Source organism: Alkaliflexus imshenetskii DSM 15055 (genome assembly GCF_000517065.1).
Taxonomy (GTDB): domain Bacteria; phylum Bacteroidota; class Bacteroidia; order Bacteroidales; family Marinilabiliaceae; genus Alkaliflexus; species Alkaliflexus imshenetskii.
The window spans coordinates 2,868,540-2,879,583 of sequence record NZ_KI912105.1; the positions used below are offsets into that span (position 1 = coordinate 2,868,540).

Annotated in this window: 8 protein-coding genes, 1 pseudogene and 1 CRISPR repeat array; of the genes and pseudogenes, 5 read left to right on the forward strand and 4 right to left on the reverse strand. The window is 43.1% G+C overall.

Annotated elements, in window-relative coordinates; genetic code table 11:
* The first annotated feature begins 117 nt into the window (after positions 1-117).
* From ALKIM_RS0112125 to ALKIM_RS0112145, 5 genes are all read left to right on the forward strand, one after another.
* Positions 118-975, forward strand: coding sequence for a CheR family methyltransferase (locus ALKIM_RS0112125; RefSeq protein ID WP_026474885.1), 858 nt, complete (start codon positions 118-120; stop codon positions 973-975).
* Positions 976-1,028: 53 nt separating this feature from the next.
* On the forward strand, positions 1,029-2,120 hold the full coding sequence (locus ALKIM_RS0112130; RefSeq protein ID WP_026474886.1) for a protein-glutamate methylesterase/protein-glutamine glutaminase: 1,092 nt from the start codon (positions 1,029-1,031) through the stop codon (positions 2,118-2,120).
* 210 nt (positions 2,121-2,330) lie between these two features.
* The gene (locus ALKIM_RS0112135) at positions 2,331-3,473 is read left to right on the forward strand and encodes a lipid II:glycine glycyltransferase FemX (protein ID WP_026474887.1); all 1,143 of its coding nucleotides are present in this window, start codon (positions 2,331-2,333) and stop codon (positions 3,471-3,473) included.
* Between the two features lie 215 nt (positions 3,474-3,688).
* Positions 3,689-4,432 (forward strand): DUF6597 domain-containing transcriptional factor, encoded by a 744-nt coding sequence (locus ALKIM_RS0112140; RefSeq protein WP_026474888.1) that lies wholly within the window; start codon positions 3,689-3,691, stop codon positions 4,430-4,432.
* Between the two features lie 30 nt (positions 4,433-4,462).
* Entirely contained in the window at positions 4,463-5,089 is a 627-nt protein-coding gene (locus ALKIM_RS0112145; protein WP_026474889.1) for a Type 1 glutamine amidotransferase-like domain-containing protein, read from the forward strand.
* Between the two features lie 49 nt (positions 5,090-5,138).
* A CRISPR array of direct repeats spans positions 5,139-7,741; the repeat unit is 30 nt; unit sequence ATTTCAATTCCACTATGGTGCGGTTGGGAG.
* 309 nt (positions 7,742-8,050) lie between these two features.
* On the opposite strand, the gene ALKIM_RS18435 is transcribed toward ALKIM_RS0112145, so the two are convergent.
* The 4 genes and pseudogenes from ALKIM_RS18435 to ALKIM_RS18440 form a co-directional block, all read right to left on the reverse strand.
* Positions 8,051-9,235, reverse strand: coding sequence for an IS91 family transposase (locus ALKIM_RS18435; protein WP_044117925.1), 1,185 nt, complete (start codon positions 9,233-9,235; stop codon positions 8,051-8,053).
* A complete protein-coding gene (locus ALKIM_RS0112160) occupies positions 9,207-10,121 on the reverse strand; it encodes a tyrosine-type recombinase/integrase (RefSeq protein ID WP_026474890.1) in 915 nt (304 codons plus the stop codon). The genes ALKIM_RS18435 and ALKIM_RS0112160 overlap by 29 nt, the downstream gene beginning before the upstream one ends.
* Before the next feature lie 312 nt (positions 10,122-10,433).
* Positions 10,434-10,628, reverse strand: a pseudogene (locus ALKIM_RS20385) (transposase zinc-binding domain-containing protein); the annotation flags it as partial.
* A partial coding sequence (locus ALKIM_RS18440; protein ID WP_162148816.1) for a tyrosine-type recombinase/integrase occupies positions 10,600-11,044 on the reverse strand: 445 nt, incomplete at its 5' end. The pseudogene ALKIM_RS20385 and the gene ALKIM_RS18440, both read right to left, overlap by 29 nt.

The following is an 11,044-nucleotide window of genomic DNA, read 5'->3' on the forward strand; positions in this document are numbered from 1 at the left end:
TTACCTTTAGGAGCCGGGGCAGGATTTGTCAATTTTCATGCCCCGGCTCTTTATTATTTGCCTGCCTGGGTAACCCAGACACATAGCTTCCGTATAGGTATAATTAACTGTTCTTTTATGTCGTTCGAACATCTACGTGATATTTACAAAGCTGAGCTTTCAGATGCCCAGTTTGACAGGCTTGGGACGCTGATTATGCGTGAAACCGGGATAAAAATGCCGCCTATTAAAAAGGTTATGGTGCAAGCCAGGTTGAAAAAGCGTCTTCGTGTTTTGGATATGTCTTCTTTCGATGATTATGTGAATTTTGTGTTTAGCCCTGAAGGTCAGGTCTCGGAAGTGATCCATATTTTTGATGCTGTGAGTACCAATAAGACAGATTTTTTCAGGGAGCCGGTTCATTTTGATTTTTTAAAAGGACAAGTTTTGCCGGAGTTTCTGGAGAAGAGTAACGGTGGTTTACTTAAGGTATGGAGTGCAGCTTGCTCCAGCGGTGAGGAGCCCTACACGCTTGGCATTACCATAAATGAGTTTGTGAGACAACATGGCGGATTTGATTTCATGGTTCATGGCACCGATATCTCAACCCTCATACTTAAAATGGCCAACAATGGTATCTTTACCCATGAACGTGTGTCGCCTGCGGTGCCCGACGAGCTTTTAAGGCGGTATTTTATGCGAAGTAAGGATGACACAAAAAAAACCTACCGTATTGTACCCGAGTTGAGGCAAAAAATGAGATTCAGCAGGCTCAATTTTATGGACGACAGTTATAATCTGCCTGAGAAGTATGATGTGGTATTTTGCCGAAATGTGCTGATTTATTTTGACCGCCCAACTCAGGAGGCTGTGGTAAGTAAAATTTGTAATTATCTTAAGCCGGGAGGCTATTTTTTTCATGGGCATTCGGAGTCCCTTATTGGCATGAATTTACCTCTTAAAAATGTGAGACCTACCGTTTTCCGGCGAATTTAGGCATGATGAGTTGCACTTTACACGAAATGATTGTTGACATCAAAAAGTAATGAATGGAAACCAGGCATAAAATACGGGTTTTAGTTGTTGACGATTCTGCAGTGGTGCGCCAAACACTGGCATCTATTATCTCCACCGATGCAGCGCTGGAGTTGATGGGTACTGCCTCTGATCCTTATGTAGCTGCCAAAAAGATGCTTGATGAGGTGCCTGATGTAATCACCCTCGACGTGGAGATGCCCAGAATGGATGGGTTAACATTTCTGAGGCGTATCATGACCCAGCATCCCATTCCGGTTGTAATCATCTCCAGCCTCACCGAAAAAGGAACGGAAACCGGTCTGAAAGCGCTGGAGTATGGGGCTGTAGAGATTATTACCAAACCCCGCATGGATACCAAACAGTTTATTGAAGAGTCGCGCATTCGTATTTGTGATGCCATTAAAGCAGCATCAAGAGCACGTTTGAAAAGAAAGGGAATTGGTGCTACGTCAATTAAGGTTGAGCCAAAATATTCTGCCGATGCGGTTATTCCTGCTCTCAAGGGTGGAAGCAGCATGATAAAAACCACGGAGAAGATAGTTGCTTTGGGAGCTTCAACCGGTGGAACGGAGGCTCTTTCTTTATTTCTCCAGGCAATGCCGCCTGACAGTCCCGGCATTGTAATTGTTCAGCACATGCCCGAAGAGTTTACCCGTTCATTTGCAAATCGTCTGAACGATATTTGCGCCATCACGGTAAAGGAAGCCGAAAATAATGACACAGTAATTCGCGGACGCGCATTGATAGCACCCGGAAACCGACACATGCTTTTGAAACGTAGTGGTGCCCGCTATTATGTGGAAGTAACCGACGGGCCTCTCGTGAACCGCCATCGTCCCAGTGTGGATGTGTTGTTTCGTTCGGTGGCCATAAATGCCGGAGCCAATGCGGTTGGTGTTATAATGACCGGGATGGGAGCCGATGGCGCCAAGGGATTGCTCGAAATGAAGAACGCCGGCGCATATACCATTGCCCAGGATGAAAAATCATGTGTGGTTTTTGGTATGCCCCATGAAGCCATCAAACTCAACGCCCATACCATCATTCTCCCACTCGAACAAATTGCCAGCGGGGTGCTGAAAAGAGTTGTCCAATCTCTTTAGGGCACATTTAATGTAGCTTTTTTCGTGAATCAGAGTCTCCACCCAACAAATAAATGCATTAGGCACCAAATTCTTTTGTTTCATAGTCTAAATTGGTGCATTTGTCTAATTGTCTGATTTGAAAGCATGTTGATTGTGATTTTTTTGTAATTTGAATGGCGATTGATCGTTTTCTATATTTTTCTAAACCCATTCATTTTGCTCAAAATTATGTATTCAGAGACTCTCTTAAATGATGTCACCATTGAGCGATATAAAGGCTCTGTTCCCAATCCTGATTGGGATAATTTTGTATCACAACTTCCGGATGTCAGTTATCTCCAAACTTCTGCCTGGTCCATGGTAAATGACAATGATCCTCATCAGCAAAGTTATACGAGGGTTGTTATTAAAGAAGGAGGAGGAGTTGTAGCTGGTTTTCAACTTACAATAAGACGGTATCCAAAGGTGGGCAATATAGGATTTATAATTCAAGGCCCTTGTTTGCGTCATCCCGAGCCAAAATATTATGACTTGATTGCAGCAAGTTTGAAGAAACTGCTTAAGTCAGAGAATCTGTTGTATTTGGCCATTTGCTTAAACTATGCGTACACCGGACTGGCAGAGCACCTTGAATCCAGGAAGTTTTTTAAAGCATTTACGGGTATGCCACCTATTATAAATACCAAGGCAACTGTTTTATTGGATTTAACACTTTCTGAAAATGAACTTTTTGAGCAACTTGATGCAGGACGCCGACGCAACGTGCGTAAAGGTGAGAAGTTTAAGTTTGATACCCGGTTGGGAACGCGCGAGGATATTTCCACATTTTACAGTCTCATGCTTCATACCTGCAACCAGCGTGGTGTTGAGCCCTTAATTGAGAACGTCGATTATTTCTATTCGGTTTGGGATCTTTTTCATGCCAAAGGATGGGTTACCCTGCACATGGCTGAGGTAGAAAATAGATGCATCTGTTCAACTTTTTGCTATCATTTGGGAGATACCTATCGCTCTCAACATTGGGGTTGGACCAGAGAGTTCTCAAAAGAAAGAATAGCTGAATCGTTTATCTGGAAGGATATTCTGCTGGCGAAAAATATGGGCTATAAGAAATATGACTGCGTGCAGGTAAATCCGGTGATAGCAGAGAAAATACTCTCAGGTGCCGAACTCTCAGACCAGCTCAAATCGTTACAGGATTATGGCGTGACCGATTTTAAGGTTAAATGGGGCGGCAAGCTTGTTAAGTATCCCGGAAAATATGTCATCTTTAGGAATAAATTCGTGAAATGCGGCTGCTACTTTCTTTTCAAGACAAATTTTTGTATGAAATTGGTTAAGCGAATCAAAATGATGACTGCAATGGGTTAAATTGTTGGCAGGCATCTTTTGCATCGATGAGCGCACAATTTGTTTTTGTATTTGATGGGTGATGTGATAAGCATTACCCACTGGAAACAATAGATTTAAGCCTGTGAGTTTTGATGTTGTCAAGCCTTAATTCGATGGTTTTATTTTTTATTCCATCGTTCTTATTTCTATCTTACATCCAAAATGTTGCGATACTCTATAAATGGTTTGCTCCGGTGAAATATAAAGAAATACATACGTCTGGGATGTTAAGTGCTTTTGTTAAGTATTTTTGGACGTATGAGCATGAGCAAGATGATGTTGAATATACAATTTTGCCTGATGCGTGTTTTGATTTGGTTGTGGATTATGAGTACAATATATTGCAAAACATTTATCTTACGGGGCTTTGGACTGAACCCATAAAACTAACAGTCACAAAGGGAACCACGCTCATGGCCGTCCGTTTTAAAGTGTTGGCATCAGAATATTTGCTTAAGCGGGAAATAAAGACATTGCTAAATGGCATGACCATTCTCCCTCGGGCGTATTGGGACATTCATTTGGTCAGGAGCTTTGAGTTTGAGAAGTTTGTGGCTGAATTATCTATATTATTTACAGACACCATAAATCAACTCTCCAATCTTGATAACCGAAAAATCAAACTTACCAACCTGGTTTATAGTGAGAACGTGATTAGCGTTAAGGAGTTATCGCAGCAGGTTGGCTGGAGCAGCAGACAGATAAACCGATATTTTAATCAGCAATTTGGATTGTCACTAAAAACACTCCTGAATGTGGTTCGTTGCAATGCAACATACCCAGACATTGTTGCCGGAAGGCTTTATCCTGATAAAGCGTACACAGATCAGGCCCATTACATCAAGGAGATTAAAAAATATACTGCCAATGCTCCCAGTCAGCTTCAGAAAAACGAGAACGACCGATTTTTACAATTATCTGCCATAAAATCAAAATAGTTTTGTTCATTATTTTTTAATCTATTTCTGATGAGGAAACTATTTTTATCGTCGTCATTTAAGGATGTTGCGGCGCTATTGGCAGATTTTGCAAACGAGGATTTGAATGGAAAAACCGTAACGTTTATTCCCACAGCAAGTAATATGGAAGCTGTTACATTTTATGTTGGTTCGGCCAGAAAAGCATTTATAAAACTCGGCATGGTAGTAGATGAGTTGGATGTGTCGAAGGCCGATTTTCATCTTATCACCGAAAAGCTGAATCGCAACAACTACATCTACGTTTCGGGCGGCAATACATTTTATCTGCTTCAGGAGTTAAAACGAACGGGTGCTGATAAAGAAATCATCAATCAGATAGAGAAGGGGAAGATATACATTGGTGAATCGGCCGGCTCCATTGTTATGGCACCTGATATAGAGTATGTTAAAATGCTGGATGATTCTGAGAAAGCATCAAATCTGGAAACTTTTTCAGCTTTAAATATGGTCGATTTCTATCCCTTACCACATTTCACAAACTTCCCCTTTAAGAAAACAGTGGAGCGCATAATCGATAAGTATCATTCTCTTTTGAAGTTATCTCCCATTAGCAACTCACAGGTTATTTTTGTTGAAGACGATAACGTGATGGTTGTAAATACACCAAATGTTTAAGCTATTTGGGTAATCCAGAAAATTTAATCAGCAAGCAATCACGATTTGATTTTCAATTCCACTATGGTGCGGTTGGGAGAGTTGCCGTATCGAATGCCCAAGCCAATCTTACCAGATTTCAATTCCACTATGGTGCGGTTGGGAGCGATAAAACATATACTAATTTGAAGTCTTTAATACATTTCAATTCCACTATGGTGCGGTTGGGAGTTAAGAAATAGTTGTACATCACGTTTATTAACTGAATTTCAATTCCACTATGGTGCGGTTGGGAGCCTTTGCCGATAACGGAGAAATGCCACCATCCCTGATTTCAATTCCACTATGGTGCGGTTGGGAGAACAGTGTATCACGGCATTAAGAAGATGGACGATTTGTATTTCAATTCCACTATGGTGCGGTTGGGAGTATCCGTGGTCAATTAAACCTGGTTGTCCAAATACATTTCAATTCCACTATGGTGCGGTTGGGAGAGTTTCCGAAGTTTGAAGCACCTCAGATATTACTATATTTCAATTCCACTATGGTGCGGTTGGGAGTAGAAATACCTCTGTGTTTAACCTAAAGGAATCGCCATTTCAATTCCACTATGGTGCGGTTGGGAGATTATGTCTATATTTAACATCTGCTTCACCAGCAATATTTCAATTCCACTATGGTGCGGTTGGGAGGTTATTTTATACTACGAGACAACAAGGTTATCTCAGAATTTCAATTCCACTATGGTGCGGTTGGGAGGAAAACAACCCTGTCGAATTACACAAAACTAAATGATTTCAATTCCACTATGGTGCGGTTGGGAGGTCGTTCTTTTAATTCCCTCGTACAAGTCATGTTTATTTCAATTCCACTATGGTGCGGTTGGGAGCAAAGGGTTTGGTCACGATAATATTCATTATAAAATTTCAATTCCACTATGGTGCGGTTGGGAGAAAGGTGGCGGTAAGTGCTGTAACGGATACACAACTATTTCAATTCCACTATGGTGCGGTTGGGAGTTGAGCAGTTTATCGACTTGGTGGAGCCTGATGTGAATTTCAATTCCACTATGGTGCGGTTGGGAGCCTTTGCCGATAACGGAGAAATGCCACCATCCCTGATTTCAATTCCACTATGGTGCGGTTGGGAGGTTGCACTAACCGATGCGCTCGAATCGCTCGAAAAGTATTTCAATTCCACTATGGTGCGGTTGGGAGTCAAATTCAGTTTTGGCAGTATTTGCACCCATATATTTCAATTCCACTATGGTGCGGTTGGGAGTGTTTAACGTCTGACACGTATTTATGATAATTATCATTATTTCAATTCCACTATGGTGCGGTTGGGAGAGTTAATCCATAGTATGTATGATAAGTATAAGGGTGATTTCAATTCCACTATGGTGCGGTTGGGAGAGGGAATTATATGTTTTTCTGTGTCTACTCACCTAAATTTCAATTCCACTATGGTGCGGTTGGGAGTTTTAAGATAAAATGCTAATAACACTAACAGTCCTTAATTTCAATTCCACTATGGTGCGGTTGGGAGTTGCAACGGCAAAAATGTACCCTCGAAATTTAGAAATTTCAATTCCACTATGGTGCGGTTGGGAGACACAGAGGTGGAGCAGAAAGGCATTATAGAACAAATTTCAATTCCACTATGGTGCGGTTGGGAGTTTATATACTATCTTCATAGCAAGAAATTTAAATCATTTCAATTCCACTATGGTGCGGTTGGGAGAATGATTTCACCTGTGCCTCTTAGCTCTTCATCGTTATTTCAATTCCACTATGGTGCGGTTGGGAGGAGGTAGTGCCAGATAAGGAATCGACAATCAATTAAATTTCAATTCCACTATGGTGCGGTTGGGAGGCTGGATTGGCTGATGAAAATTGCGAACTGTATTTAATTTCAATTCCACTATGGTGCGGTTGGGAGTGGAAAGGCGTAATCAAAACGCCATTTTCGTAGAGGAATTTCAATTCCACTATGGTGCGGTTGGGAGCTGAAATATTCATCGCTTACACGCATCTCAAGATAGAATTTCAATTCCACTATGGTGCGGTTGGGAGCATGTTTTGTGCCGTAGTTGTTGCCATCATTGCCGGATTTCAATTCCACTATGGTGCGGTTGGGAGTTAACTATGTAGGAGTAACATCTGAGGTTCGTGTTTCATTTCAATTCCACTATGGTGCGGTTGGGAGTGCTCGAAGAGGCTATCAAAACATTCGGTGGCATCAATTTCAATTCCACTATGGTGCGGTTGGGAGCTCCGAAGCATCCGTCCAGACATTCAAGTTCTTAGTGATTTCAATTCCACTATGGTGCGGTTGGGAGCGTTCTGCATATAATTATAATTCACCTATAATATATTTCAATTCCACTATGGTGCGGTTGGGAGACTTAAACCGTTAGTTTCTAATATGTTAGTATTAACTCATTTCAATTCCACTATGGTGCGGTTGGGAGATATCATCAAAAACAAAGCGTTCGTCATCAATTTCAAATTTCAATTCCACTATGGTGCGGTTGGGAGATTGTTAACGTGTTCGAAGGTAAATCCTACTCGCAATTTCAATTCCACTATGGTGCGGTTGGGAGCTGGAGCGACACCGCGAACAGGGAGATACAACTCTGCAATTTCAATTCCACTATGGTGCGGTTGGGAGCATCAAAAGCCCTGCGTACAATATATAGGAATATGAGCGGTCGGCACGACCCAGCGATTATTCCAGGTTGAACGACATCCCGTCTGGACTACAACTGGCAGCTATGGACTTTTTGTTGGTTTTTGATGTTTTTGGCAAGAACGCCTATGCTGCGTTCGTGCTGTTTTTAACCTTTTCGGTTAAAGAGATGAGTGGTCTTTGTGTTTCAAATGTTGAAAACCAGCTTCTTTTGGGCTTAACCCTCCCCGTCAAGGCAATACGATGCCGAACCTCATGTGAATGAAGTTTTTAAAGGGAATGTAATGTTGGTTACTGCAACTTATCAAAAAGCCTAGAAGGCAGATGCCCTGCGGGTGACCGAATCCTGGGCAGGGTTCTGATGACAATCAGACGACCCGTTTTGCAATGCGGACATTTGGTTATGTCAAATCCTGTCAATCTTAAAATGCGCTCTGGAGCCGTTTCGGGCTTTTGTTTAGCTGTCATCTGGTCAATGTCAGGCTTTTCATCGGGCACAAATTGCAAATCCAGATGGAGTTTTGTGGTGTGATGATAAATACCGAACCGACGGATACGCACGTAACCATCTGGCATAACATGCAAAGAGAATCGACGCAGAAACTCTTCTCCGTTCAGGGATACCGGTTTTATTTGTGCCCGGTCGCGGTAGTCTTTAGCCACGAAAGTGACATTTGTTGAGTCAACATTCAATATCCGCTGGTTGCTGATGGCAATGCGATGGGTGTATTGCCCCAGATACCTGATGACATGTTCGGCGCCAGCCATTGAGGGTTCGCAATAAACGACCCACTTTTTTTGATGAGCGGCTTCAATGCAGACTTTGAAGCCATCCATTGCAGATCGTCTTCGCAGTTCCCTTTTTATGCTGTCCAGAAATTTACCTTTAAAGGCAGCATTCAACTGGTGCACCGGATAGAGATAATTTTCATATTTGCCGATGTGGCGCCATTTTCCCGACAACGAGTATCCTGCTGCCGGAACAATGCAGTGCAAGTGCGGATGCAATGAAAGGTTCTGCCCCCAAGTGTGTAACACCGCAACGGCTCCGGTTTCACAACCGTAATGCGTGTACCCAAAGCTGCGCAGTATACCTCTGGTGGCGTGGAACAAAATATTGCAATAAAGTCTCCTGTCCCAAAGATAAATCTGGTTGAGCTCATGAGGCACGGTGAAAATGAGATGGTAGTGTTTGACTGCAAGTGTTGATTTAATCAGCTTTTCAATCCAGAGCGCCTGTTTGGTTCCCTGACACTTGGGGCAATGTCGGTCGCGACAGCTGTTGTAACGGTAGTGTATGACTCCGCAATCATCACACACCTGCTCATGTCCACCCAAAGCGGCCGTACGGCACTGCACAAGGTTGTGAAAGACTTTGATCTGCCTGGGCGATAACGCCCCGCTCTGCAACAAACTTCCTCCAAATTGGCAAACAACATCAGCCAGTTCATGCTTGCTTTTGTATGGCTTTTCCATAGAGTGTGTCTAAGGGGCTGTGAGGAGTGATATGCTGATACTGGGCTGTGTGAAGATAAATCATGGTTGTTGTGATGTCGGCATGACCCAAAAGCTCCTGTAAGGTTACAATGTTTAAGCCCTGCTCCAATAAATGGGTTGCATACGTGTGGCGTAAGGAGTGAAGGTTCACGTTTTTAGAGATGGTGGTTTTTTTAAGGCTTTCCCGCATAACCCAGGATAATCCTTTGACGCTGTAGCGACCGTCAGCCTCTTTGCCATTGAATAGCCAAACATGCGGATTCTCGGCTCTGAGATATTTTTTGAGCCCGATGACCATTATGGCGGACAAAGGCACAATCCGATCTTTCTTGTATTTGCTCTGGCGGATGTGGATGACCATGCGCTCAAAGTCAATATCGGATATCTTAAGGTTGATGACCTCTTGCCCCCGTAATCCGGCAGAATAGATCAGCGTAAGGATAATTCGGTGCTTAAGCAGCGTAGGTGCCGAAAATAGCATCTTTAGCTCCTGGCGGTTCAGCACAACCGGCAACTTGCTCTCTTGCTTTAATGAAGGCAAAGCAATGGCCTTTTTGTTCATGCCCAGCAAACGGTAGTAATACCTTAGGCCATAAACCATGTGCTTGAAACTGCTCCGCGAAGGAGCCTTGACATCGCGTGCCAAAGCCACCAGATACTCGTTGATTTCATCTTCGGTGACGTCTTCGGGCAGTTGTTTAAAATGGATAACAAACAGCGCTATGCGCCGAATGTAATTATTCAGAGTGCTCTGACTCTGTCCACGAAGTACCACCTGATGCTCCATCTTTAAAGCCCTGGCCTTAAACTCCGGAACAAGAACGAGGGCGCGCTCTACAATCGTTAAGGTTGTTTTCTTTCTCATAACTGCATAATTTAAAAGTGAGTAATGCAGTTATAACGGCTTGCATCTAAAAAGATTAATGCTATTTTTGAAAGAGGCTATCCCGGAGGGATTTAGTTCAACACTATGTATAGTGCAATTTCAATTCCACTATGGTGCGGTTGGGAGCTCAATTTCCTGAACAAACTTCACCACATTTCCGCATTTCAATTCCACTATGGTGCGGTTGGGAGTTAGTTGCAGCATCTCTCAATAGATTGAAGTCGTCATTTCAATTCCACTATGGTGCGGTTGGGAGATCGCAAGGATATGTGGGGGGGGGTGGCACCTGCGGTTGTACGGGTAGTGTATGACTCCGCAATCATCACACACCTGCTCATGTCCACCCAAAGCGGCCGTACGGCACTGCACAAGGTTGTGAAAGACTTTGATCTGCCTGGGCGATAACGCCCCGCTCTGCAACAAACTTCCTCCAAATTGGCAAACAACATCAGCCAGTTCATGCTTGCTTTTGTATGGCTTTTCCATAGAGTGTGTCTAAGGGGCTGTGAGGAGTGATATGCTGACACTGGGCTGTGTGAAGATAAATCATGGTTGTTGTGATGTCGGCATGACCCAAAAGCTCCTGTAAGGTTACAATGTTTAAGCCCTGCTCCAATAAATGGGTTGCATACGTGTGGCGTAAGGAGTGAAGGTTCACGTTTTTAGAGATGGTGGTTTTCTTAAGGCTTTCCCGCATAACCCAGGATAATCCTTTGACGCTGTAGCGACCATCAGCCTCTTTGCCATTAAATAGCCAAACATGCGGATTCTCGGCTCTGAGATATTTTTTGAGCCCGATGACCATTATGGCGGACAAAGGCACAATCCGATCTTTCTTGTATTTGCTCTGGCGGATGTGGATGACCATGCGCTCAAAGTCAATATCGGATATCTTAAGGTTG

Bases quoted from the DNA above. Each gene is read 5' to 3' on its own strand.
- ALKIM_RS0112125 (WP_026474885.1), top strand. From the start codon at position 118: ATGTCGTTCGAACATCTACGTGATATTTACAAAGCTGAGCTTTCAGAT.
- ALKIM_RS0112130 (WP_026474886.1), top strand. From the start codon at position 1,029: ATGGAAACCAGGCATAAAATACGGGTTTTAGTTGTTGACGATTCTGCA.
- ALKIM_RS0112135 (WP_026474887.1), top strand. From the start codon at position 2,331: ATGTATTCAGAGACTCTCTTAAATGATGTCACCATTGAGCGATATAAA.
- ALKIM_RS0112145 (WP_026474889.1), top strand. From the start codon at position 4,463: ATGAGGAAACTATTTTTATCGTCGTCATTTAAGGATGTTGCGGCGCTA.
- ALKIM_RS18435 (WP_044117925.1), bottom strand. From the start codon at position 9,235: ATGGAAAAGCCATACAAAAGCAAGCATGAACTGGCTGATGTTGTTTGC.
- ALKIM_RS0112160 (WP_026474890.1), bottom strand. From the start codon at position 10,121: ATGAGAAAGAAAACAACCTTAACGATTGTAGAGCGCGCCCTCGTTCTT.